22 protein-coding genes and 1 pseudogene are annotated in these 24,096 nt (G+C 69.7%); 8 read left to right on the plus strand and 15 right to left on the minus strand.

The features are described 5' to 3' along the window. Positions 1–144: 144 nt before the first annotated feature. On the minus strand, positions 145–648 hold the full coding sequence (locus tag N4G66_RS39760) for an FBP domain-containing protein (protein WP_261709179.1): 504 nt from the start codon (positions 646–648) through the stop codon (positions 145–147). A gap of 90 nt (positions 649–738) precedes the next feature. Between N4G66_RS39760 and N4G66_RS39765 the strand changes: the two genes are divergently transcribed. Next, positions 739–1,650 (plus strand): DUF3626 domain-containing protein, encoded by a 912-nt coding sequence (locus N4G66_RS39765; RefSeq protein WP_261709180.1) that lies wholly within the window; start codon positions 739–741, stop codon positions 1,648–1,650. Positions 1,651–1,789: 139 nt separating this feature from the next. Then, on the plus strand, positions 1,790–2,773 hold the full coding sequence (locus tag N4G66_RS39770; protein WP_261709181.1) for a phosphotransferase family protein: 984 nt from the start codon (positions 1,790–1,792) through the stop codon (positions 2,771–2,773). Between the two features lie 70 nt (positions 2,774–2,843). Here N4G66_RS39770 and N4G66_RS39775 read toward each other — a convergent pair whose 3' ends face one another. From N4G66_RS39775 to N4G66_RS39790, 4 genes are read right to left on the minus strand one after another with little or no spacing between them, the layout of a single operon-like run. Further along, positions 2,844–4,202: a GH1 family beta-glucosidase gene (locus tag N4G66_RS39775; protein WP_261709182.1), complete on the minus strand. Its 1,359-nt coding sequence runs from the start codon at positions 4,200–4,202 to the stop codon at positions 2,844–2,846. A 35-nt stretch (positions 4,203–4,237) separates the two neighbouring features. After that, positions 4,238–5,077: a carbohydrate ABC transporter permease gene (locus tag N4G66_RS39780; RefSeq protein ID WP_261709200.1), complete on the minus strand. Its 840-nt coding sequence runs from the start codon at positions 5,075–5,077 to the stop codon at positions 4,238–4,240. A 55-nt stretch (positions 5,078–5,132) separates the two neighbouring features. Then, positions 5,133–6,134 carry a carbohydrate ABC transporter permease gene (locus tag N4G66_RS39785; protein WP_261709183.1) on the minus strand — a complete coding sequence of 334 codons (1,002 nt, stop codon included), beginning with the start codon at positions 6,132–6,134 and terminating at the stop codon, positions 5,133–5,135. 14 nt (positions 6,135–6,148) lie between these two features. Continuing rightward, on the minus strand, positions 6,149–7,462 hold the full coding sequence (locus tag N4G66_RS39790; RefSeq protein ID WP_261709184.1) for an ABC transporter substrate-binding protein: 1,314 nt from the start codon (positions 7,460–7,462) through the stop codon (positions 6,149–6,151). 168 nt (positions 7,463–7,630) lie between these two features. Between N4G66_RS39790 and N4G66_RS39795 the strand changes: the two genes are divergently transcribed. Together N4G66_RS39795 and N4G66_RS39800 are read left to right on the plus strand one after the other, a co-directional pair. Further along, the gene (locus N4G66_RS39795; RefSeq protein ID WP_261709185.1) at positions 7,631–8,953 is read left to right on the plus strand and encodes an ROK family transcriptional regulator; all 1,323 of its coding nucleotides are present in this window, start codon (positions 7,631–7,633) and stop codon (positions 8,951–8,953) included. Positions 8,954–9,127: 174 nt separating this feature from the next. Continuing rightward, on the plus strand, positions 9,128–9,961 hold the full coding sequence (locus tag N4G66_RS39800; protein WP_261709186.1) for an alpha/beta fold hydrolase: 834 nt from the start codon (positions 9,128–9,130) through the stop codon (positions 9,959–9,961). A gap of 79 nt (positions 9,962–10,040) precedes the next feature. Here N4G66_RS39800 and N4G66_RS39805 read toward each other — a convergent pair whose 3' ends face one another. Then, positions 10,041–11,000 carry an SDR family NAD(P)-dependent oxidoreductase gene (locus tag N4G66_RS39805; RefSeq protein WP_261709187.1) on the minus strand — a complete coding sequence of 320 codons (960 nt, stop codon included), beginning with the start codon at positions 10,998–11,000 and terminating at the stop codon, positions 10,041–10,043. A 373-nt stretch (positions 11,001–11,373) separates the two neighbouring features. Further along, positions 11,374–12,393: a PHP domain-containing protein gene (locus N4G66_RS39810; RefSeq protein WP_261709188.1), complete on the minus strand. Its 1,020-nt coding sequence runs from the start codon at positions 12,391–12,393 to the stop codon at positions 11,374–11,376. Between the two features lie 254 nt (positions 12,394–12,647). Here N4G66_RS39810 and N4G66_RS39815 point away from each other — a divergent pair, with 254 nt between their 5' ends. Beyond that, positions 12,648–12,884, plus strand: a complete 237-nt coding sequence (locus N4G66_RS39815) for a hypothetical protein (protein ID WP_261709189.1) — start codon at positions 12,648–12,650, stop codon at positions 12,882–12,884. 153 nt (positions 12,885–13,037) lie between these two features. On the opposite strand, the gene cydB is transcribed toward N4G66_RS39815, so the two are convergent. The 3 genes from cydB to N4G66_RS39830 all read right to left on the minus strand — a co-directional run bounded on the left by cydB (position 13,038) and on the right by N4G66_RS39830 (position 16,130). Beyond that, on the minus strand, positions 13,038–14,078 hold the full coding sequence (gene cydB, locus N4G66_RS39820) for a cytochrome d ubiquinol oxidase subunit II (protein ID WP_261709190.1): 1,041 nt from the start codon (positions 14,076–14,078) through the stop codon (positions 13,038–13,040). Between the two features lie 26 nt (positions 14,079–14,104). After that, a complete protein-coding gene (locus N4G66_RS39825; protein ID WP_261709191.1) occupies positions 14,105–15,589 on the minus strand; it encodes a cytochrome ubiquinol oxidase subunit I in 1,485 nt (494 codons plus the stop codon). Positions 15,590–15,863: 274 nt separating this feature from the next. Then, a complete protein-coding gene (locus N4G66_RS39830) occupies positions 15,864–16,130 on the minus strand; it encodes a hypothetical protein (protein ID WP_261709192.1) in 267 nt (88 codons plus the stop codon). 63 nt (positions 16,131–16,193) lie between these two features. Between N4G66_RS39830 and N4G66_RS39835 the strand changes: the two genes are divergently transcribed. Then, a complete protein-coding gene (locus tag N4G66_RS39835; protein ID WP_261709193.1) occupies positions 16,194–17,915 on the plus strand; it encodes an acyl-CoA dehydrogenase in 1,722 nt (573 codons plus the stop codon). Between the two features lie 131 nt (positions 17,916–18,046). On the opposite strand, the gene N4G66_RS39840 is transcribed toward N4G66_RS39835, so the two are convergent. Next, on the minus strand, positions 18,047–18,745 hold the full coding sequence (locus N4G66_RS39840) for a hypothetical protein (protein ID WP_261709194.1): 699 nt from the start codon (positions 18,743–18,745) through the stop codon (positions 18,047–18,049). 243 nt (positions 18,746–18,988) lie between these two features. On the opposite strand from N4G66_RS39840, the gene N4G66_RS39845 reads away from it, so the two are divergent. Further along, positions 18,989–19,477 carry a potassium channel family protein gene (locus tag N4G66_RS39845; protein WP_261709195.1) on the plus strand — a complete coding sequence of 163 codons (489 nt, stop codon included), beginning with the start codon at positions 18,989–18,991 and terminating at the stop codon, positions 19,475–19,477. 39 nt (positions 19,478–19,516) lie between these two features. On the opposite strand, the gene N4G66_RS39850 is transcribed toward N4G66_RS39845, so the two are convergent. Then, positions 19,517–20,947, minus strand: coding sequence for a DUF2252 domain-containing protein (locus tag N4G66_RS39850; RefSeq protein WP_261709196.1), 1,431 nt, complete (start codon positions 20,945–20,947; stop codon positions 19,517–19,519). A 123-nt stretch (positions 20,948–21,070) separates the two neighbouring features. Beyond that, positions 21,071–21,397: a carboxymuconolactone decarboxylase family protein gene (locus N4G66_RS39855; RefSeq protein WP_261709197.1), complete on the minus strand. Its 327-nt coding sequence runs from the start codon at positions 21,395–21,397 to the stop codon at positions 21,071–21,073. A gap of 286 nt (positions 21,398–21,683) precedes the next feature. Here N4G66_RS39855 and N4G66_RS39860 point away from each other — a divergent pair, with 286 nt between their 5' ends. After that, the gene (locus tag N4G66_RS39860; protein ID WP_261709198.1) at positions 21,684–23,024 is read left to right on the plus strand and encodes a hypothetical protein; all 1,341 of its coding nucleotides are present in this window, start codon (positions 21,684–21,686) and stop codon (positions 23,022–23,024) included. Between the two features lie 43 nt (positions 23,025–23,067). On the opposite strand, the gene N4G66_RS39865 is transcribed toward N4G66_RS39860, so the two are convergent. Together N4G66_RS39865 and tnpA are read right to left on the minus strand one after the other, a co-directional pair. After that, positions 23,068–23,577: a DUF1269 domain-containing protein gene (locus N4G66_RS39865; RefSeq protein WP_261709199.1), complete on the minus strand. Its 510-nt coding sequence runs from the start codon at positions 23,575–23,577 to the stop codon at positions 23,068–23,070. Positions 23,578–23,681: 104 nt separating this feature from the next. Next, positions 23,682–23,997: pseudogene (tnpA, locus tag N4G66_RS39870) on the minus strand (IS200/IS605 family transposase). Positions 23,998–24,096: the final 99 nt, after the last annotated feature.

Below are 24,096 nucleotides of genomic sequence, written 5' to 3' on the forward strand. Positions count from 1 at the left end.
ACAGGGCGCCGCTCCCGCGGCGGCGGCCCGCCGGGAACGGTGCGAAGCCCGGCGACCCGCCCAGGACGGCGGCACCGGCGCCGCCTCGGACGCGGGCGTCGAAGCCACCGTGGACGCGGACACGGGCGCCGGAGCCTTCGCGGCTCAGTCCCGCAGCTTCGCCAGGAAGGCGGACAGGTTGCCGACCGTCCGGGCGATCTGCTGCTCCGTCGTGAGGGTCTCCTCGAAGCGGCTTCCCGACCGGAGGTCCCGCTTCCCGCGGACGTAGAGGGAACAGGCGAGGTCGGCGCAGATGTAGACGCCGACCGAATTGCCCTCGCGGCCCGCCGCGCCCGCCTTGCGGGCCGTCATCAGCGAGACCCCGTCGCCCGGGTGCGTGGTCAGGCACAGCGAGCACATGCTGCGGTGCGGAAGTCCGCGCCGGGAGGAGGGGAGGCGCAGGGTGATCCCTACGAGCCCCCCTTCGCCCCCTTCCCGTTCGGTGACGAGATAGCTGCGGTCGGGCGCACCGGGATCCCGCCAGCCCAGGAAGTCCAGGTCGTCCCAGGGGCGTTCGTCGAGATCACGAGGCGTCGCGAGCCGTTTGGCCTCGCCCCGGGAGCAGTTGACGAACGAGTTGCGGATGTCCTGCTCGGTGAGTGATCTCATGGAGTCCTCCTGGGTGCCGGGTACCGACGTCCAAAACCTAGGGGTACTAGGTTTTGGCCGAGGATATCTAGTTCCATCAAGGGGGAACCAATGAATTTCGGGGAGGATCCGACGAAGCGGAACGGGCTCACGCCGCAGGAACGGGCGCTGCGTCATGTCGCGGCCCGTTCCTCCGGGCCCGCACTGGATCCCGCGCTGCGACTGACCCTGAACTTCCATCCGGACCGGCTCGTGCGCGGGATCCCGATCCTGGAGGCGCTGGCCCAGGACGGTGTGTACCGCTCGCAGTTCGTCACGGGCACGAGCAACGGCGGGCTGACCGCGCACCCCGGCGGCGACCGGTGGCGCTGGGAGAGCCGGATCTTCGGCGGGGCCTACGACACCGCGCCCCCCGAGGAACGCCCGGTCTACGGTGCGCTCAACTTCCGCCGCCAACTCGTCGGAGCGGCACCCCGGTTCGGCTCGTCGCACTTCCGGCTGACCGGCGAGACGCTTTTCCGTGCCACCTTCTGCTACCCCGACAGCGCGGCCGAACCGTCCGCGTTCGGCGTCGCGGGCGGGATGGCCCTCATCGAGGCCGCCGAGGCGGACGACCGGGATGCCCTCGACGACTACATCGAGGCGCAGGTGCACGGACGGGTCGTCCCGGCCCGGGACATGGAGGCCCTGGTCCTCGACGCCTCCTACCGGGGCACGCCCGTCGAGGCCGCGGCGCGCCTCCTGCCCTGCCCGATCGCCTGGCATCCGGGATACCGCCTCGGCGTCGAGGAGCTGCGCCTGCGGCCCGACTTCCGCGGCCCCGAATACGTCGAGCTCGGCGCCCGTATCGCCGAGGACGGCCACCTCGACCCGCGGATCATCGGCGACGCCGCCCGCACCGGCCGCTACGACCCCCAGGACCTGAAGAAGGTCTGGCACTGCCTCGCCCGCTTCGGCGCTCCGGAGGGCGCAGGGACGGCGGCGAGAGACCGGGTCCCAGGTGTCAGGACACCCAACGCGTAGACCTGGGCACCCAGTTGGGACGGGGGCGCGCCCCGGCGCCAGGTCAGGGGTGGCGGGTGCGACGTCACACACCGACTGCGGCCCACGGGTCCACCTGGCAGAGTGGGATGCATGGGCAGGGCGAACCGAGGGGGCTGGTATGGACAGTTGGGAGCGGGCACGGTGGGCTCTTGAGAGGGCGGGGCTGTCGTCCGGGAGTCTCGCCGAGCGCCGGGCTCTGTCCGGCGGCACGTACAACGCCGTCGAGGAGCTACGGCTCGCCGACGGAAGCCGTTACGTCCTGAAGGTCCCTCCGCCGGACACCGTTCCCGCTCTGGCGTACGAGCGCCGACTCCTGCTCTCCGAGGCGGAGTTCTGCCGTCAGGCGGTCGGCGCCGGTGTACCGGCACCCCGGACTGTCGGAGAGCCCGGGGACGGCCATCTGCTGATGACGTACTGTCCGGGCGAGCCCTGGGGAGACCTGCCGGACGGGGAACGCGGACCGCTCCGGCAGGAGTTGGGGCGGATGGTCGCGCGGCTGCACGCGGTCGTCGGCCCCGGTTTCGGCTACCCCTCCGGTGCCCTCGGCCCGCTCGCCCCCGACTGGCGGACCGCCTTCACCGGAATGTACGACGCCGTCCTGGACGATGCCCGTCGCTACCGGGCCTGGCTGCCCCGTCCCGTGGACGAGGTGGCCCGCGTGGCGCGGACCGTCTTCGACGCGCTGGACGACGTCACGGTCCCCCGCCTCGTCCACTTCGACCTGTGGCAGGGGAACATCCTCGTCGAGCGTACGAAGGCGGGCCCCAGGATCGGCGGCCTGATCGACGGCGAGCGCATGCTCTGGGGGGACCCGCTCGCCGACTTCGTCTCCCTGGCACTGCTCGGCGACATCCGGCGGGACGAGGACTTCCTGGCGGGCTATCAAGAAGTGCGCGGAGGCGTCGAGTTCGATGAGTCGGCCCGGCGACGCCTGGCCCTCTACCGCAGCTATCTCTACCTGATCATGCTCGTCGAGACCGTGCCCCGCGCACCCGGCGACGAGAAGGTCGCCTGGGTGCGCGAGGCGGTGGCCCCTCAACTGACGGACGCCCTCGACGAGATCGGCCGAAGCGCGACCGCTGCCGCTGACAGGAACGGCTAGCGCCGCCACCGCGCCGCGGTGATCCCGTCTCCGGAACACCCGGCGTCGCTCCCGCGCCGCGGTGACTGCGTCAGGCCGCGTTGCGCGCGCCCGCGCGGTGCCGGCGGACGATCTCCGCGTAGCGGTGGCCGCTGCCCTTGATCGTGCGCTTCTGCGTCTTGTAGTCGACGTGCACCAGCCCGAACCGCTTGTCGTAGCCGTACGCCCACTCGAAGTTGTCCAGCAGCGACCAGGCGAAGTAGCCGGCCAGCGGAGCGCCCTTGCGGGCCGCCGAGGCGCAGGCCGCCAGGTGCTGTTCGAGATACGCGATGCGCTCCGGGTCGTCGACCGTGCCGTCGGGGCGTACGACGTCGGGATAGGCGGAGCCGTTCTCCGTGACGTACAGCTTGCGGGCGCCGTATTCGTTCGTCAGCCGGAGCAGCAGACGCTCGATACCGGCGGCCTCGACCTCCCAGTCCATGCCGGTGCGGGGCACGCCGGGCCGGCTGACCGTACGCACGTGCGGGGCCGGACCGGTGGGGTCGTCGACCACGCTGGACGGGAAGTAGTAGTTGAGCCCCAGCCAGTCCAGCGGTGCGGCCATCGTCTCCAGGTCGCCGGCCACCTCGGGGAGTTCGACCCCGTAGACCTCGAGCATGTCGGCCGGGAAGCCGCGGTCGTGCACCGGGTCGAGCCACCAGCGGTTGGTGTGCCCGTCCAGCCGCTTCGCGGCCGCGACGTCCTCGGGCCGATCCGTGTTCGGCTCGACGCTGGAGAGGTTGTTGACGATGCCGATCCGGGCACCGGGCGCGGCGGCGCGGATCGCCTGCGTGGCCAGTCCGTGGCCGAGCAGGAGATGGTACGAGGCGCGGACCGCGGCCGTGAGGTCGGTCAGGCCCGGTGCCATCCGCCCCTCCAGATGACCGATCCAGGCCGAGCACAGCGGCTCGTTGAGGGTGGTCCAGTGCTGGACGCGGTCACCGAGCCGCTCCGCGACGACCGACGCGTAGGCGGCGAGGTGGTGGGCCGTGTCACGGGCCGGCCAGCCGCCCCGGTCCTGGAGCACCTGCGGCAGGTCCCAGTGGTAGAGGGTGACCGAGGGCGTGATGCCCGCCTCCAGCAGGCCGTCGATCAACGCGTCGTAGAAGTCGAGCCCCTTGGCGTTGACCGGGCCGTCGCCGCCCGGCATCACCCGCGGCCAGGCGATCGACAACCGGTAGGCGTCGGTCCCCAGTTGGCGCATGATTCCGATGTCCTCGCGCCAGCGGTGGTAGTGATCGCAGGCGGCGTCCCCGTCGTCGCCGTTGTCGATCTTGCCGGGGGTGTGGGAGAAGGTGTCCCAGATGGAGGGGGAGCGACCGTCCTCGGCGACGGCTCCCTCGATCTGGTAGGCCGACGTGGCCGTGCCCCACAGGAAGTCCTCGGGGAGGGCGGCAAGGTCGATGGTCACTGAAGTCCCTTCGTCATCAATGGGGTTGGCGTTGCTCACTTGACGGCTCCCGCCGTGAGGCCGGCGACGAGATAGCGCTGGAGCAGCAGGAAGCCGGCCACCACGGGGACGCTGACGACCAGCGAGGCGGCCATGATCTGGTTCCAGTACACGTCGTTGAGCGTGGAGTAGCCCTGCAGCCCGACGGCGAGTGTGCGGGTGGCGTCGTTGGTCATCACCGACGCGAACAGCACTTCACCCCAGGCGGTCATGAAGGCGTAGACGGCGACCGCGACGATGCCGGGGATCGCGGCCGGAACGACGACACGGAAGAGCGCGCCGAGCGGCCCGCAGCCGTCCACCAGGGCCGCCTCGTCGAGATCGCGCGGCACCGAGTCGAAGTACCCGATCAGCATCCAGATCGAGAACGGCAGCGAGAAGGTGAGATACGTGAGGATCAGACCTCCGCGCGAGCCGAACAGCGCGATCCCGGTGGCGTTGCCGATGTTGACGTAGATCAGGAACAGCGGCAGCAGGAAGAGGATGCCGGGGAACATCTGGGTCGACAGCACGGTGACCGTGAAGACGCGCTTGCCGCGGAAGTTGTAGCGGCTGACGGCGTAGGCGGAGAAGACGGCGATCACGACCGAGCAGGCCGTGGCCGCACCCGCCACGATCAGCGAGTTCACGAAGTACCGCGCCAGCGGCACCGTCGACCAGATGTCGATGTACGGCCGCAGCGTCAGGCCGCTCGGCACCCAGCGGAACTTCCCCGAGACGTCCGCGAGCGGCTTCAGCGAGCTGGAGACCATGACGTAGACGGGCACCAGGACGAAGCCGGTGAGCAGGGTGAGGAAGATCCGCCGGGACCACAGGAAGGACCGCGGCGGAGCCATCGGCGAGCGGGGGGTGGCCGACCGGGCGCCGGCCGAACGGATGGTGGTGGAGGTGCTAGACATCGGCCGTCTTCCTTCCCCGGGAGGTCAGCAGCAGGTAGGCGCCGGTCACGACGAGCAGGAAGAGCAGCAGCAGTACGGACATCGCCGAGCCGGTGCCGAAGTTCCAGGTGACGAAGGACGCCTGGTAGATGTGGACCGAGATGAGGTCCGCCGCGTCCGGGGCGGTCCTGCCGAACAGGACGAACGGCGTGTTGAAGTCGTTGAACGTCCACAGGAACAGCACCAGCACCAGGACCTGGTTGACCGGCCGCAGTGACGGCAGGGTGATGCGGCGCAACTGCTGCCACACACCGGCGCCGTCGAGGGCGGCGGCCTCGTACAGCTCGCCCGGGATGTTCTGCAGGCCCGCCATGACGATCAGGAAGGCGAAGGGCCAGCCCTTCCACACGGACACCACGAGCAGCGCGTAGAAGCTGTTGTCGCCGATCAGCCAGAAGGACGGCTTGTCGGTGAGGTGCAGCTGGTCGTGCAGGACGTGGTTCACCAGGCCGTTGTCGTGCTGGAACATGAACACCCAGGTGATGACGGCCGCGTACACCGGCAGCGCGTACGGCACCAGGAACAGGGCCCGCAGCACACCGCGTCCCACGAAGTTGTCCTGCATGTAGATCGCGGCGGCCGTGCCGATCAGCCAGCACAGGCCGACCGAGAGCAGCGTGAAGGCGATGGTGACGAAGAAGGAGTGCAGCAGCGCCTCGCCGACGGGCTCGTCGAAGTGCACCGACACGGAGTAGTTGTCGAAGCCGGCCCAGGGCGCCGTGCCCCAGTCGCGGATGTAGAACTGCGTGAGCTCCTTGAAGCTCATCACGATGCCGATCACCATCGGCACCAGGTGGACCAGGAGTTCGAGGACCAGCGCGGGCAGAAGCAGCAGGTAGGGCAGTCCGATGCGCTTGATCCGCCCGGTGCGGCGCGGGCCGCGCGCCGCACCGGGGGAGCTCTTGCGCACCGTCCGCTCGCCGGATTCGGCGGAGGCGGCGGTCGTGGTGGTCATGGTGGTGTCCGCACTCACTTCTTCGGCATCTGCTGCTGGGCCTTCTCGAGCGCCGCCTTCACCGACGCCGTGGTCACCGCGCGTCCGCCGGCGGCGTCGGCGAACAGGCCCTTGATGGCCGTACCGACCGCGGTCTCGAACTGCGACTCGTCGGCGACCTGCGGCAGCGAGGCGGCACTCTTGGCCAGGGTGTCCTTGATGACCGCGTTCGAGGGGGAGTTGAACGCGGTGTCCGTCTGGGCGGTCTTGATCGGCGGGATCGTGGTGTACGCCTCGTTGAGGATCTTCTGCTCGGCGTCACTGGTCAGGAACTTCACGAACTTCGTGGCGCCGTCGAGGTTCTTGGAGTTCTTGAACACCGCGACGTTGATGCCCGCGACCATCGAGTTGACGTTCGTGCCCGTCCCCGGGGCGCCGGACTGCACGGGCACCGGGGCGATGCCGTACGCGTCCTCGCTCATGCCCTGCGACTTGAGGTTGGCGACCGCCGACTGCCACAGCAGCATCGCGTTCTTGCCCTTGGCGAAGTCGCTCACGGACTGGTTCTGCGCGTACTCGGCGTTGCCCGGGGCGATGATCTTGTCCTTCGCCATCAGGTCGACGTACTGCTTGACCGCCGAGACGACCCCGTCGCTGGTGAAGTCGGCCTTGCCGTCGGCGGTGAAGAAGTCGGCGCCGTGCTGCTTGGCGAAGACGAAGGCGTGGTGGATGTTCTCCGCGGGGTTCGACCCCTCCGCGCCGAGGCCCCACTTGCCGCCCTTGGAGAGCTTCTTGCCGTCGGCGATCAGCTCGTCCCAGGTGGCCGGCGGGCCCGCGATGCCGGCGTCGGCGAACATCTTCTTGTTGTAGTAGAGCGCGTAGGACATCGAGTACAGCGGCACGGCTGCGGGGTCCTTGCCCTCTGCTCCCGTGGAGCCGAGCACGGAGTCGACGAAGCGGTCCTTGCCGCCGATCTTGGCGAAGTTCTTCGCGTCCCACGGCAGCAGCGCGCCGGTGGCCTGCAGGGAGGCGCTCCAGCTGTTGCCTATGTTGAGGACGTCGGGGCCCTGACCCGAGGTCGTGGCGGTGAGGATCCGGTTCAGCAGGTCGGTCCAGGGAACGACCTCCAGCTTCACCTTGATGCCGGTGTCCTTCTCGAACTTGGCGATCTCGGGTCCGAGGACCTTCTTGTCGATCTCGATGCTGGCGCCCTGGTTGGACGCCCAGTACGTGAGCGTTTTCGGCGAGGCGTTGGACCCGCCGCTCGACGAGCCGCCGCCACAGGCGGTCGCGGCGGTCAGCAGAGAGATGGTGACCGCACCTGCGGCCGCGGCTCGGATTCTGCGCATGGCTGCTTATGTCCCTTTCCCGGAGGGAGACATGAGGGGCGTCCGCGTTCACTTCCCGAACGATCCTCATGGCTTAATTTAGGACGTGAGTTAAGACCCGGAAGAAAGTCGCGTCAAGGGATCGCACAGGGGTATCTTGCAGGTCGGGCAGGCCGGAAGGGACATCACATGGCGGGGCGGAACGGACGGACAGTGCGTGACCTGCGGCGGGGCAATCGGACCGCCGTACTACAACGGTTGTATTTCGACGGGCCGATGAGCCGCTACGAGCTCGGTCCCGCCACCGGACTGAGTTCCGGATCCATCAGCAACGTGGTCGCCGAACTCGTCACCGACGGCCTCGTCGAGGAGGCCGGAAGCGTCGACTCCGACGGCGGCCGCCCCCGCACCCTGCTGCGGGTGGTGCCCGGCAGCGGCCACATGATCGGCGTCGACGTCGGCGAAACCCGCGTCCGCATCGAGCTGTTCGACCTGACCCTCACCGAACTCGCCCGCACCGAAAGGCCGTTGGAGCGCCAGGGTTACGAGGCCGACCGGCCTCTCCGACGCCAGGAGTACGACGTCGACGTCATCGTCGGCCACATCCGCGACGGCATCGCCGAGGTCCTCGCCGAGGCGGACATCGCCCCCGGACAGCTCCTCGGCGTCGGCATCGGGGTGCCCGGAATCGTCGCCCGCACCCCCGAGCGCGGCGCGGTCGTGCACGGCCAGACCATCGGCTGGGACGCCGTCCCGCTGGAGTCCCTGCTCCGCTCCGCCTGCGAACTCCCCGACACCGTCCCGTACTTCGCGGACAACGGCGCCCGCACCCTCGGCCAGGCCGAGATGTGGTTCGGCGCGGGACGCGGTGCCCGCAACGCGGTGGTCGTTCTCTTCGGCTCCGGCGTCGGCGCCTGTCTGGTCACCGAGGAGGTGGAGAACGGCCGGTCGGTCGAATGGGGGCATCTGACCGTACGGGTCAGGGGCCGCCGCTGCCGCTGCGGTGCCCTCGGCTGTCTGGAGGCCTACGCGGGTGCGGAGGCCCTCCTGGACCGCTGGCGCGAGGAGGGCGGGCGGCCCCCGGAGGGCACCGACGAGGAGACCGCGCTCACCGCGATGCTCGCGGCCGCCTACCCGCCCGAGGGCACCGAGCCCGACGCCATCGCGCTCGCCGTCCTGGAGGAGACCGCCGAGTACCTGGGCGCGGGTCTCTCCGACCTGATCAACCTCTTCCAGCCCGAGCGCATCCTCATCGGTGGCTGGGCAGGCCTCCAGCTCGGCTCCCGCTTCCTGCCCGCCGTCCGCAGGTACGCCTCCTCGTACGCCCTGCGCTATCCCGCCGAGCGGGTCACCGTCGACCTCGGCCGTCTCGGCCCCGACGCCGTCACGGTCGGCGCCGCGATCCTGCCGCTGGCCGACTTCTTCGCGCGCGGCGGCCGACGCGCGGAACCCGCACCGGCGGGCCCGTCACCCGCCTGGCGCACAGCGCTGGAGGAACGTGCGCCGCACTGACCCTCACGAACTACCGGGCGCGTACCGGACGCCGCCTCGCGCTTTCGCATGACGCCGAGGCACATGACGTCCGAGGCACATGACCTCTGAGGTAATCGACGCCGTCACGACCTCCCGGAACCATGAAGGGCACAGCGACCCGCCCGTCGCACCACCGGATTCCGGGAGGACCCCATGCCGTATTTCGCGAGCCCCGTCGACGTCGCCCGGCTGCACTTCGTCGACTACGGCCCCGTCACCGGCCAGGTGGTCGTGTTCGTCAACAGCTCCTACTTCGGTACGGAGATGTGGGAGTACCAGATGCTGCCGCTCGCCGAGGCCGGCTACCGGTGCGTCGGGTTCGACCGGCGGGGGCACGGCCGGTCCGACGACGTCTGGGGAGGGTTCGACCTCGACAGCCTCGCCGACGACGTGGACGGGCTGCTCCGGCACCTCGATCTGCGGGAGGTGACCCTGGTCGGCCACTCCATCGGGACCGCCGAGATAGTCCGCTGCCTGACCCGGCACGGGGCCGAGCGGGTGTCGAGGGTCGCGCTCGTCGCCGGTATGGCACCGGGCCCCGTGCGGTCAGCGGACCATCCCGAGGGCGTCGACCCGGCACTCGTAGAGGCGGGCAACAGGGCGTTCGGCCACGACCGGGCCGCGTTCTTCGAGGACGGCGCCCGCGCGTTCTTCGCCCTCGACCTCCCCGGCAACGACCTCTCCGAGGCGTACGTACGATCCATGATCGCCCGCTGCCACGGTGCGACCGCGCGCGCCGGAACGGCCCTCGGCGACCTCGTCGTCACCCTGAACGTCGCGCCCGAACTGACCAAGATCGACCTGCCCGCACTGGTGGTGCACGGCACGCACGACGCGTCCGCGCCGCTGGACCTGACCGGCCGCCGGGCGGCGGAGCTGCTGCCCGACAGCACGTTCAAGGTCTACGAGAACGCGGGCCACGGCCTGTTCGCCACGCACCGCGACCAACTCACCGCGGATCTAAGGGAGTTCATGTCAGGCTCCTGATGCTCGGATGCTCGGATGCTCGGATGCTCGGATGCTCGGATGCTCCTGATCGAGCTGACGCAGCCGACGCCCGCGCGGTTCACTCGAAGGCGTTCACCCCGGTCAGTTCCGCCGACAGTTCCCACAGCCGGGCGGCCTGCTCGGGGTCGGTCGCGTAGGCGCGTACGCCGGTCCGGGTGCCGTCCGCCGGAGCGGGCTCGGCGATGTCGCAGTCCTCGCAGTACACCCCGCCCATGCCGGCCAGCTGCGGCGAGGTCGCGGCCCACACCTGGGTGGCCGCTCCCTGCTGGGGCGTCTTGAAGCCCTCGGGGTTCAGCGGCGTGCCGTTCTCGTCGATCCAGCCGCGCTCGACCATCTCCTGCTTGGGCAGGTGCCGCTGGAGCGGGGTGAGGATGCCGCCGGGATGCAGCGAGAAGGCCTGTACACCGGAGTCCCGGCCGCGCCGGTCGAGCTCCACGGCGAACAGCACGTTCGCCGTCTTCGCCTGCCCGTAGGCCTCCCACTTGTCGTAGCCGGTCCGCCAGTGCACGTCGTCCCAGCGGATGCCGGAGTAGTGGTGGCCCGCGGAGGACACCGACGCGACCCGCGCGCCGCCCGGCTCGATCGCTGGCCAGAGCCGGTTGACCAGCGCGAAGTGACCGAGGTGATTCGTCGCGAACTGGGCCTCCCAGCCGGGGCCGACCCGGGTCTCCGGGCAGGCCATGATGCCGGCGCTGTCGATGACGACGTCGATGACACGGCCCGAGGCGAGGAACCGCTCGGCGAAGGCGCGCACGCTGTCCAGGTCGCCGAGGTCGAGCTCGTCGGTCTCGGCGCCGTCGATGTCCGCCAGCGCCTCGCGCGCTGTCGCCGGGCGTCGTGCGGGGACCACGACCCGGGCGCCCGCCTTGACCAGCGCCCGGGTCGTCTCCAGGCCGAGGCCGGAGTAGCCGCCGGTGACGATGGCGAGCTTGCCGGAGAGGTCGACTCCGTGGAGGACGTCATCCGCGGTGCTCAGGGCGCCGAATCCCGAACCGATCTTGTGCTGTGCAGTGCTCATGCCTGGCACGCTACGAATTGGAGCGGACTCGAAGTCAAGCGGACACGGCCGCCGCGGCGAAAGGCCGCCATGGCCGGGTCGGTCCGGTTGGGTCCCGTCCGGGTCGGTCGGGCTGGTCGGGCCGGTCCGGTCGCGTTCGGTCCGGGCAAGGAAAGACCCCGACCGGACGGGGGAATCGCGGTCGGGGTCGTCTGTGGTGGGCACCGATGGCGGTCGCCTCTCGGCGAAACGCTCCACAGGGCTTCAGCCGGACGATCGTCCCTGCGGGCAAAGGTGAGGCCCGGGGACACTGTCCCATCCGCACCCACGGTTTGTTCAACGGGTAACTACCTGTGGGTGTTCCCCGGGACGGCGCCGTCGGCGGTGACGTGCGTCACGGCGTCTCCCGGGTCCGGGCCCAGGTGAGCAGCTCCTCCAGGGCCCATGTGGTGACGACGCGCTCCGCGGGCACCCCGCACTCCTCCGCCCGCGCGCAGCCGTAGATCTGCCAGTCCAGCTGTCCGGGGGCGTGCGCGTCGGTGTCCAGGGAGAACAGGACACCCGCGTCGACCGCCCTGCGCAGCAGCGGGCGCGGCGGGTCGAGGCGCTCCGGGCGGCTGTTGATCTCGACGGCCGTGCCGGTCTCCGCGCAGGCCGCGAAGACCGCGTCCGCGTCGAACTCGGACTCGGGCCGGCCGCGTCCCGTGATCAGCCGCCCGGTGCAGTGTCCGAGCACGTCCGACAGCGGATTGCGTACGGCGGCGACCATCCGGCGGGTCATCGGCCGCGCGTCCATGCGCAGCTTGGAGTGCACGGACACGACCACCACGTCCAGCTGTTCCAGCAGCTCCGGCTCCTGGTCGAGCGATCCGTCGTCGAGGATGTCGCACTCGATGCCGGTGAGCAGTCGGAAGGGGGCCCAGCGCTCGTTGAGCTCGGCGACAACGGCCAGTTGCCCGCGCAGCCGCTCCGGCGGCAGGCCGCTCGCCACGGTCAGCCGCGGCGAGTGGTCGGTGAGCACCGCCCATTCGTGGCCGAGCCGCGCCGCCGTACGCCCCATCTCCTCGATCGGGCTGCCGCCGTCCGACCAGTCGGAGTGCAGATGGCAGTCCCCGCGCAACAGCTCCCGCAGGCCCTCACCGCCCTCGGCGAGCGGCCCCGAGGCCTCCCGCTCCACCTTCTCCAGGTAGCCCGGCACCTCGCCGGCCAGCGCTTCCCGCACCACCTGCGCGGTCTTCGGGCCGATGCCCTTGATCGACTCCAGCGCCCCGGTCGCGGCGCGCTCACGGACCTCGTCGGCGGGCATCCCGGAGAGCAGACTCTGCGCGGTGCGGAAGGCCCGGACGCGATAGGTGGGGGCAAGGCTCCGCTCCAGCAGGAACGCGATCCGGTCCAGGGCCTCGACGGGGTCCATCGGAACTCCTCCCTGCGGTCGCGTCGGCCGCCGCACACTCCCCCAGCGTTGCCCAGCCGCCGCCGGACCGCACGGCGGATGTCCGGTGCGGCGACGGTTCCGGATCCCCGGGCGGGCCGGGCGGCCACCTCACCCACTTGGACGAACGCCCGGAATTCCGCTGCTCCGCCGCGTTCCGGGCGGAGTGGGTGGTGGCCTTATGGCGCTCCGCCGCTGACCAGCGGGAACAGCGGGAACCGCTTTACGCTCTAGCTATGACCGAAAGCGCGAGCCCTCACATCTTCCACCCACGGATCATGGTGCTCGGGGTGCAGCCGGGCACGCCGCCGTTCCGGATCATGGAGATCGACGGCGAGATGGTCGGCGAGGCGAAGGCGATCACGGACGTCCTGGAGTACGCGGCGGCGTACGGCATCACGGTCCACGATCTCGACGACCCCGACGTGGTCCGGTGGGTGGGCGGCGACAAACTCACCTGGCATCCGCGCTGACGGCGTTCCGGACCCGAGGCCCGCCCCGGTCCCGACACCCTTTGCTGCCCGAGGATCCGTGCGGATCCCGGAGGAGCGGGGCGGCTGGGTGCCGCGTGCGCGAAGAGCCCGGCAGGGGTTGCTCACCGAGCCGCAGCCAGGCCGGAGACGGAGTCACTGGTCCGGCAGCGCCGTGGACGCCGCGGCAGGCTGCCCGGGAGCGGGGAACTGGTCGGCCGAGATCCGCTGCCGGAAGACGTGGTAGGTCCAGCCCTGGTAGCAGAGGACGACGGGGAGCAGGACGAGGGCGACCACGGTCATGACCTTGAGGGCGTAGGGGCCTGACGCAGTGTTGTGGACGGTCAGGTCGTAGGCGCTGCTCGTGCTGGAGACCATGACCCTGGGGTAGAGCTCGGTGAAGAGCGATGTCACGGTTGCGGCGATCGCGAGCGTGGTGGCACCGAACGCCCAGCCGTCGTGGCCGCCGCTGATCAGCCAGGCCGCCGCGGCGACGGCCACGACGGCGGCGAGTTCGGCGAGGTTGAGGAGGATGCCGCCGCCCGCGAGTGAGCGTGTCCAGAAGACGTAGGCGAGGACCACCAGGCCGGCGGGCAGGACGGTGAGCCGGGCGAGTCGGCGGGCCTTCTCACGGATGTCCCCGCTGGTCTTCAGGGAGAGGAAGGTCGCGCCGTGCAGGAGGCAGAGCACGGTGAGGGTGATCCCGGTGAAGACGCCGTAGCCGGTGAACAGGTCGGCGAAGGTGCCCGAGTACTCCTGGTCGTGGTCGATGGGTACGCCGTGCAGCAGGTCACCCAGCGCGATGCCGAGCACCAGGGGCACGGTCACGCTGCTCGCGGTCAGCAGGACGGTCCAGTTCCGCCGCCATCGCGCGCCCTCGATGCGGCCCCGGTACTCGATGGCGACGCCGCGGACGATGAGTCCGGCCAGGAGCAGCACAAGCGCGAGGTAGAAGCCGGAGAAGAGGGTGGCGTACCAGCCCGGGAAGGCGGCGAACATCGCGGCGCCGGCGGTGACCAGCCAGACCTCGTTGCCGTCCCAGACCGGTCCGATGGTGTGCAGCACGGCCCGTCGGCTCGATTCGTCGCGGGAGAGCAGCCCGTGGAGCATGCCGACCCCGAGGTCGAAGCCCTCCAGAACGAAGAAGCCCGTCCACAGCACGGTGACGAGGATGAACCAGAGGGTGGTGAATGCCATCGCGGGCCTTCCGGCGGCTCGGGACCTCAGTAGGTCATCTCGGGTGCGGGCTGGTCGTCCTGGTGCAGGGGGCCGGTGCCCTTGCGTGTGTGTCGTGTCATCAGCACGGCGGCGATCACGGCCATCGCGGCGTAGAGGAGGAAGAAGGCCACGATGCTGATGGCGACTTCGGCGGTACTGACGGAGGAGGAGACGCCGTTCTTCGTCAGCTGGAGGCCTTGCACGATCCAGGGCTGGCGTCCGTTCTCGGTGAGGAGCCAGCCGGAGGTGTTGATGAGGAACGGCAGCAGCACGGCCCACACCGCGGTGTTCAGGAACAGGCGTGAGTGCGTGAGCCGTTCGCGCCGCAGCAGCCACAGGCCCCACAGTCCGAGGAGGAGGGCGAGCGAGGCGAGGTAGGCCATGACGCGCATCGCCCAGTACTGGATGAAGACGTCGGGCACGTAGTCGCCCGGACCGTAGGCCTGCTGGTACTGGCTGTTGACCTCGTTGAGGCCGAGGACCTTGCCGTTCCAGTGGTTGGTGGCGAGCAGGGAGAGCAGGTGGGGGATCTCCAGGATCTTGGTGGGCGTCTGGTCGTTGTTGCCGCCGCCGATCTGGAAGAGGGAGAAGGAGCAGGGCTGGCAGGTCTCCCACTGTGCCTCGGCCGCCGCGATCTTCATCGGCTGGTACTTGCCCTCGGTCACGCCGAGTTCACTGCCGACGAGCATGGCGAACATCAGGGCCGGCACGAGGATGAACAGCGACAGGCGCGCTGACAGCCGGAACCCCGAGGCCGCCTCCTTCGTCGCGTCCGGAGTGCCTTCGTCCTGGACCTGGGCTTGGGCCTGGCCCTGGGCTTTGTTCTGGGCCTTGTCCTTGGTGCCGCCGTTGTCGTTGCGGAGGTCCTTGCGCAGCTGCCAGGCGGAAACGGAGAGCATGACCATCGAGCCGGTGACCAGCGCGGCCAGCAGGACGTGCAGGTAGCCGCGCAGGAAGACGGGGTTGGTGAACAGGGCCCAGACGTCGTCGAGTTGCGGGCGTCCGGTGGACGGGTCGACCTTGTAGCCGACCGGGTGCTGCATCCAGGAGTTCGCCGCCATGATGAACAGCGCCGACAGCGCGCTGCCGCCCGCCACCGCCCAGATCGTCGCCAGGTGGACACGCTTGGACAGCTTGTCCCAGCCGAAGATCCACAGACCGAGGAACGTCGACTCCAGGAAGAACGCGGCGAGCCCCTCCATCGCCAGGGGCGCCCCGAACACGTCACCGACCGTGCGGGAGTAGCCCGACCAGTCCATCCCGAACTGGAACTCCTGGACCAGGCCGGTCACCACGCCGACGGCGACGTTGATGACCAGCAGTGTCCCGAAGAACCGCGTCAGCCGCAGGTACGCGACCTGCCCGCCTCGGTACCAGGCGGTCTGGAGCAGGGCCGTCAGCAGGGCCAGCCCGATGGTCACCGGGACGAACAGGAAGTGGTAGATCGACGTCATCGCGAACTGCAATCGCGCCAGGTCCAGCTGACTCATCCGTCCACACCCATCGCATCGCACCGCAACACGGGCTGATCCAGCCACCCAGACAAACAGACGCGTTCCCGGGCAGCCGACAAGCCGCACTCGCGGACGACCCCGGCCATCCGTTCGGCGTACGCACTCCGTAGCGGCCTGCGAAGACACGGTCGGCGTGTTCTGCCTCTGGGTGGAAGCGTGGGAACCGATCACCGGACGCGTCCGGGTGGGGCGTTCGCCGCGGTGACCGCGACGAAGCCCGAGGAGTCGCAGTTCAATGTCGTGCTCACGATCAGGGCATCATGGTGTGGGTGAACCCGGCCAACAGCCCCGACGCCTTCGGCACGAGCGGCAACCCCGCACCCCGCGTGTCGTATCGAGTGGCCACGGCCCGATTCCGCTCCAGCCGGTTGATCCCGGTGGGCGCCGAGATCTCCCCGGTCCTGATCCCGATCCTGATCCTGATCCCGAGACGCCGGACGGGGGCTGGCCGCCGCGGCAGACGGTGCTGCGCGGCGGCACGGCGTACGAGCTGACGCAGCCCGCGTGCCGCGACCATGTCCTCCCCCGCGCCGGACCACCGGCGGATACCGCACCCTCTTATTCGAGAAGGAAACTTGTCATGTCGAACAGCCTGCTCTTCAACCCGCGCACGTACGACCCGGCACACTTCGATCCGGAGACGCGCCGCTTGCTGAGGGCCACCATCGACTGGTTCGAGACCCGTGGCAAGCAGGCACTGCTGAGCGACTACATCGACCGCACCTGGTACGCGGACTTCCTGGAGTTCGCCGCCAAGGAGGGTCTGTTCGCCACCTTCCTCACCCCGTCCGCCGATGCCGCCGGTGACGAGAACAAGCGCTGGGACACCGCCCGCAACGCCGCCCTCAACGAGATCCTCGGCTTCTACGGCCTCAATTACTGGTACACCTGGCAGGTCACGATCCTCGGCCTCGGCCCGGTGTGGCAGAGCGAGAACCCCGAGACGCGCGCCCGTGCGGCGCGGCTGCTCTCCGAGGGGCATGTGATGGCCTTCGCCCTGTCCGAGAAGAGCCACGGCGCCGACATCTACCAGACGGACATGGTCCTCACCCCGGACGGCGAGGGCGGCTTCCGCGCCAACGGTTCCAAGTACTACATCGGCAACGGCAACGTCGCCGGACTGGTCTCCGTCTTCGGCCGCCGCTCCGACATCGAGGGCCCCGAGGGCTATGTCTTCTTCGCGGCCGACAGCCGGCATCCGGACTACCACCTGGCGCAGAACGTCGTGAACTCCCAGATGTTCGTCAGCGAGTTCCGCCTGGAGGACTACCCGGTGCGCGCCGAGGACGTGATGCACACCGGCCAGGCCGCCTTCGACGCCGCCCTCAACACCGTCAACATCGGCAAGTTCAACCTGTGCGCGGGCGGCGTCGGCATCTGCGAGCACGCCATGTACGAGGCGGTCACCCACGCCCACAACCGCATCCTGTACGGCAACCCGGTCACCGACTTCCCGCACGTGCGCCGCGAGTTCACCGACGCCTACGTCCGGCTGGCCGCCATGAAACTGTTCAGCGACCGGGCCGCCGACTACTTCCGTTCCGCCGGTCCCGACGACCGCCGCTACCTGCTCTTCAACCCGATGACCAAGATGAAGGTCACCACCGAGAGCGAAAAGGTCATCGACCTGCTGTGGGACGTCATCGCGGCCAAGGGCTTCGAGAAGGACACCTACTTCGACAAGGCGTGCCGGGACATCCGCGGCCTGCCCAAGCTGGAGGGCACGGTCCACGTCAACCTCGCCCTCATCCAGAAGTTCATGGGCAACTACCTGTTCCAGCCCGCCGATTACGCGCCCGTCCCCACCCGTCTCGACGCGGCGGACGACACGTTCCTGTTCGGGCAGGGTCCGGCACGCGGCCTGGGGGCCATCCGTTTCCAGGACTGGCGCATCGCCTACGACCGGTTCGCCGCGCTGCCCAATGTCGCCCGCTTCCGGGAGCAGGCCGACGGGCTGTGCGAGCTGCTCTCCCAGCACGCCCCGGACAAGGCCCAGCTGCGGGACCTCGACTTCTCCCTCGCCCTCGGCCACCTCTTCGCCCTGGTGGTCTACGGCCAGCTGGTGCTGGAGCAGGCCGAACTGACCGGCCTGGACGAGGACCTGCTGGACGAGATCTTCGCCGTCCTGGTCCGCGACTTCTCCGGCTACGCCACCGATCTGCACGGCAAGGCCGCGGCCACCGAGGCCCAGGCCGCCTGGGCGCTGGCCCACATCCGCCGCCCGGTCGCCGACCCCGAGCGCCTGGCCCGCGTCTGGTCCCAGGTCGAGGCGCTGTCCGGCGCCTACGAGATGCAGCCCTGACGCGGACGCCTGCGGTCGCGCGAGAACCCGCGGCCGCAGGCCCCCGGCGACGCGGCGGATCGTCCGTGGCCGGTGAACGACCACAGGGCGGCGCCCGGGACCGCCACGCGGCCCCAGGGCTGTGCCGGTTGTCACGGCGGCTGCGGGGCCGTTGTTCCGGTCAGGGCGGAAGGGGCGAGTACCCACAGCAGGGCTCGACCGGTCAGTGGTGTCGTGGCGATCAGGGTCAGGTAGATCTCGACGAGTGATCCGTCGCCGGTGAGGACGTCGAGGTCGCTGGTCAGGCGGCCCAGCAGGTAGATGACGGCGTCGACGATGAGCCAGGAGGCCAGGTTGGCTCCGATCCACCAGGCCCAGCGGCTGGTGACCTTGCGGAGCACCATGGATTGCGACAGGCCGAGCAGGGGGCCGAGGGCCAGGCTCTGGCTGGCGGCCAGCAGGTAGGTCGTCGACACGTCACCGTCGGAGTCCTGGGCGCTGATCACAGCGGGCATGATCACGAGGAGCCAGGCCAGCAGCGCCGGGCCGATGTTGGCGGTGATCCACACCTTGCGTGGGAGGGGTACCCGCTGCCGGACGACCAGCCATTGCAGGGCGCCCAGAACACCCCCGAACAGGACGGCGCCCAGGGTCGCGATCAGGAGAGCCACCAGAACGTGGCCGCTGGCGAGATCGAGGTGGAGGGCGTCGCTGCCGAGCAGTGCCAGTACGAAACCGGCGGTCAGGACGGTGACGAAGGCGATCGTGTTGTAGCCGATCCACTCCCAGTACAGGCGGGTGTTCCACCCACTGGGCGAGGCCGCCGCTGGGCCGGTACCGGAAGCGGGCATCGTTCGTTCCTCCGGTGTCGGTGATCCCCTCCGCAGCGGATGCCTTTCAGTCTGTTCCGGGGCGTGCGACGTGTCCACACGAGTCATTTCAGTGAGTTTGTGGTGTGCCGTCCGCATGGTGCCGGGGATGCTCGGGGAGAGTGGCTGTTTCCGAGTGGACGAGGCAGCGGGTTCGTGACGGCATCGGGTGCGTCCGAGAGGGGGACGGTGGACGGAACGTCGCGCAGTGGACGTCGGGCGGTCGTGCTCACGACGGTGCGCTGTGTGCTTGTCGCGGCCGCCTTGGTCGCCGCCTACTACCTGCTGCCGCTGGACTCGGCCTTCACTGCGAAGTCCGTCATCGCTCTCGTCGCAGGGCTGGTGGCGGTGGCGCTGCTTCTCGGATGGCAGGCGCGCGGGATCGTGAGTTCCGAGCGCCCCCGGCTGCGGGCGATGGCCGCTCTGACAACGGTACTTCCGTTGTTCCTGCTGCTCTTCGCCACGACCGACTACTTGCTGGATCGCAGCGCGCCGGGCAGTTTCAGCGAAGCGATGTCGAGGACCGACGCGCTGTACTTCACGATGACCGTGTTCAGCACGGTCGGCTTCGGCGACATCAGCCCGCGCAGCGAGCCGGCACGGCTCCTTGTCACGGGACAGATCACCGCCAACCTCCTGCTGCTCGGTGTGGCCGCCCGAGTCCTGGTGAACGCGGTGGAAGAGGGCCGGCGGGCCCAGGGCGGCACACAGTAAGGGGCCGGTCTGTCGCGCCGGCGTCCGACGGCCGGCCGGTCAGCCGGCCGGAACGTCCTCCGCGGGCAGCCGTCCCGCCCGTACCGCGTCGACGAGTGCCTGATGGTCGCGCTCGTTCTGGTCGGCGTACGCCTCCGCGAAGGTCACGAGAGCTCGGTCGAAGGAGTCCTTCTTACCCAGATAGGAGGCGATCGCGATCCGGTCGCCGGAGCGCGCGTGCGCGCGGGCGAGGGTGTGGCCGCAGATGCCGCCGAAGGTCTCCAACTGCCCGGGCGACATCGTCTCCGGCATCGCGATGCCCTTCCAGTCGCGCAGTTGCCGGACGTAGAAGTCGCGGCGCTCGCCGTCGATTCCGTCCACGCGTTCCCAGCCGAGGAAGATGTCGCTCGCCGCCTGCATCAACCGCTGTCCCGCGACGACTCGTTCGCCCTGGTTGCGATACTGGCTGGCCCCGACGTGGTCGGCGAGTACGGAGGTGTCGGCTTCCTTGGCCTGCAGGAACAGCGGGTCGCGGCCGTCCCGCCCGAGGAGCAGGAAGATCCAGCACCGGGTGCCGACGCTGCCGACCCCGACCACCTTGCGGGCGACGTCCGCGAGTTGGTAGTCCTCCAGGAGGAAACGCCGGTCGGACGGCAGCGTGAGTCCGTACCGCTCGATCAGTCCTCGGAACTGGCGCTCCAGCGTGGTGCGTTCGGCGTCGGGAAGCAGATCGGCGATGGGCACGAGCAACGGGGGATCCGGCGCGATCATCGGTCGGCCGTCGACCTGGCGCGTGAGCTTCTCGAAGACCTGCACGGTGTCGCGCGAGCGGGCCTTCGTCAGGGCGTGGTCGAGCTTCTTCTGACCACTTTTGTGAAGCCGGCCCGTTGTGAGGTCTATGAGGCGGTCGGCGTCGATCTTCGCGTACCAGACGTCGAGGTTGCTCATGCCGGCGAAGCGGATCATCGCCTCTCGGTACGAGCGCACGGTGCCGCTCACGATGCGGGCGCGCTCGGCGTCGTCGAGGCCGTTCGCCCTGGCGGCGATGACGAAGCTCGCCGACAGCCGCTTGACGTCCCACTCCCAGGGGCCCGGCAGCGTCTCGTCGAAGTCGTTGATGTCGAACATCAGCTTCCGCTCCGGCGAGGCCAGCAGCCGGAAGTTGAGCAGATGGGCGTCTCCGCACAGCTGGGCGTTGATTCCCGAGACGGGAGTGCCGGCCAGGTCGGACGCCATGATCGCCGCGGCCCCGCGGTAGAAGCGGAACGGGGACTCGGTCATCCGGCTGTACCGGATGGGCACCAACTCCTGCACCCGGGCCGCGGACTGCTCCTCCAGGATCGCCAGCGGGTCCGGTCTCTTCGAACCGGGTCTGTACACCGCGTGTCCCGACCGTGGACAGCGGCGCCGCGCCTCCTTGCCGAGTGCCACGCGCTCCGCGGGTGTCGCGTGGGGTGACGTACGCATCGCGGTGGTCGCGTGCTTGGGCATCGTCGGCTCTCCTGCCTGGCCCTGCGGCCCCCGGGGCGACCGGGGACACGGCAGCCCGAGCGCTGCCGTGCCCCCTGTTTGCGGGCCGCGCCTGTCGTCCGTTCCTGGTGGCGGCGTCTGTTCTCAGCCCTGGCCCTCGATCTCGGCGTCGGCGACAGCGATCGCGATGCCGAGCGCCCTCGCGATGTTGCCCGCCGCCGTCATGACGCGGGCAGTTCCCACGATGGGAGCGATGGCCACCAGGACGTCCTGCAACTGGGCGGCGGTGACGCCTGTTTCGATGGCGGGGTCGATATGGGCGACGTAGGAGATCGGCGGAGCATCCGAGGCGGCCAGGGCCGCGATACGCGTGAGCAGCAGCATGTCCGGGGCCAGCCCGCACCGTTCGACCGAGTCGACCGTCATCGCGGCGAGCGTGTCCAGGACAGGGGTTTCCGACGCAGTGGCCATGGATGGGTGCCTTCCCGTGGGCTTCCGGCGCCGGGTGAGCAACGGTGGCGGAGCATCGAGCATCCGCGAGCGCCGGGCTTCCCCTCAACGGTAGATCCGTCCCGGGCACCCCGCATGGCGGCGCGGGTCGCCCCGGTGCACAGGGGCTGAACCGCCGGTCCGGGTTCGAGCACCGGGCCGTGATCGACCGGACGGACCCTAGCCCGTACGGCCCGCCCAGGGTGCCGTCCCGCCGTGGAGCGACGGAAATGGAGGCAGGCAGCCCCCGATGAGCCCCGGAGCATCCATGACCAGCCCCCGCGATCCGTCCGAACCCGACGCAGTCCCGCAGAAGGACGCGGGTGATGCGGCTGGGGGTGGGCACCAGGGCGGCTCGACGACCGCGCGGATCGCCAGGAACACCGCCTCCGCGGTCCTCATCGTCCTCACCTGCATCCTCGTACCGATCGCGCTGCTCACGGTGTGGGTGCACGACATCGCGCTGGACACGGACCGGTACGTGGCGACGGTCGCCCCGCTGGCCTCGGACCCCGCGATCGAGGACGCGGCGATCAAACGCATCACCCATGCCGCCGATGTGCGGGTCGACGGCAACCAGGCGGCCTCGGACATCGCCGCATGGCTCCAGACACAGGGCCTGCCGCCGAAGGCCGCACAGGCCGTGAAGGGGCTCGGCCCCCAGCTCGACGCGGCGGTCGACAGCACGGTGCAGAAGGTGGTCACGCGCTTCGTTCGGAGCGACCGCTTCGAGAAGATCTGGACGGCCGCCAACCGGGAGGCCCACGCCGGGGTCGTACACGCGCTGACCGGCCAGGGCCGCGGCGCCATCGGCGTGAACGGCGGAACCGTCACCCTGAACGTCGGCGAAGCCGTCGACCAGGTCAAACAGGCGCTCGTGGACGCCGGACTGTCCCCGGCTTCCAAGATCCCCGACGTCAACAAGCAGATGGTGCTCTTCCAGTCCGACCAACTCGACAAGATCCGCAAGGGCGCCCATCTGCTGGACGTGATCGGGAACTGGTTCCCGGTGATCGTCGTGCTGATCGGCACCGCCGGCGTGCTGCTGGCCCACCGGCGCCGACGAGCCCTGATCCGTACGACGCTCGGCGCCGCCTTCGCCTGCCTGGTAATCGCCATCGTCCTGGTCATCGCCCGCCGCTACTACCTGGACCACCTCCCGGCCCAGGTCCAGTCGGAGGCCGCCGCGGCGGCCGTCTTCGACACGCTGCTGCACTTCCTGAAGGTCAGCCTCCGCACGGCGATCGTGCTCGGCGTCGTCATCGCGCTCGGCGCCTACCTCATCGGTCCCGGGCGGCTGCCGATCGCCGTCCGCGGCACGTCCGAGCGCACCGCGGACTCCGCGGCTCAATGGGCCTACGCCCACCAGGTCCGCACCGGCCGGGCGGGAACCTGGGCCCAGGCACACCGCCGTTGGATCGCCCTGGCCGCGCTGCTGATCGTGGCCCTGGTCTTCGCGCTCTGGAACCACCCCACGGTTCTGACGATCCTGCTGCTCGTCCTCATCCTCCTGGCCCTGCTCGCGCTCCTCGCGCTCCTCGCCGCCTCCGGACGTGCCACGACCGAGGCGGAGAAGGCCGCGCCACCGGGACCGGAGGGCGGTCGATGAAACGGTCGGCCACCCGGCGGCCCCGGGACGGGAACCGGGCGGATCAGGCGACCTCGGTGGCCGCCTGCCGGACGGCCTTGTCGATGTCGTCCGTACTCACGTCGAGCTCCTTGGCGATCTGCTTCTCGGCCTTCAGCTCGGCCTTCTCCAAGGCTTGCGAGAGAGTGCTCGCACCGACGACGACGAGGGCGGCCTCTCCCTCGTCGATGAGCTCGCCGAACTCCTTGACGTCCGCGCGGGACATGCCACGCCACAAGTGGCCGCCCACGCCTCCTGCAGCCGCGCCGACGAGCGCGGTACCGATGACTGCAGGCGGGAACAACAGGCCGACGACCGCCCCGGCCGCGGCTCCGCCCCATGCCCCGTGCCGGGTGGCCGACTCGTCCTTGTTCACGTGGACCTTGCCGGCCTCGTCCTTGGTGACCACGGAGGCGTCGTAGGTGCCGACCGCACCGGCCGAGTGAAGGTCCTTGACGATGTCGTAGTCGGCTCGTGCCGCGGCTTCGCTCGGGTAGGTGCCGATGTAGATGAACACTGCGTCGGGCTTGGCCATCCCTTGATTTTCGCGGGGAATCCTGGCCTTCAGGTCGGGCGGGAATGCGATCCTTGGCCCGCAGGCGCGAAGTGTCGGAGTTCGCTGCGTCTGGGGGGTGGGGGTCAGGCCGGCCGTTTCTGGCTCTCGATGTACTCCTTGACGATGCTCAGCGGCGCGCCGCCGCAGGAGCCGGCGAAGTACGACGGGGACCAGAACACCGAGCCTGTGCCGGTCTGGTCGTTCCGTTCGGTGTACTCCGCGCGCAGGTAGCGGGAGCTGACGCCCTTGAGGCTGTTGACGAGCTTGGACAGGGCGATCTTCGGCGGGTAGTGCACGAGCAGGTGGACGTGATCACCCTCGCCGTCGAAGCCCTCGCACGCAGCGGGTCGGCATCTCGTCGTCGAAGACTTCACGCCGGTACTTGGTGATGAACACCAAGTGGCCGTGCCGGTGATGGACGACGTCATTTCCTCGTTTTTATATGGGGATCTGGTTCCTAATGTGGTGACATGCGCTGAGGCAGTAGGATCAAGCCAA

The organism is Streptomyces rhizosphaerihabitans, from assembly GCF_025399795.1.
Classification (GTDB): Bacteria; Actinomycetota; Actinomycetes; order Streptomycetales; family Streptomycetaceae; genus Streptomyces; species Streptomyces rhizosphaerihabitans.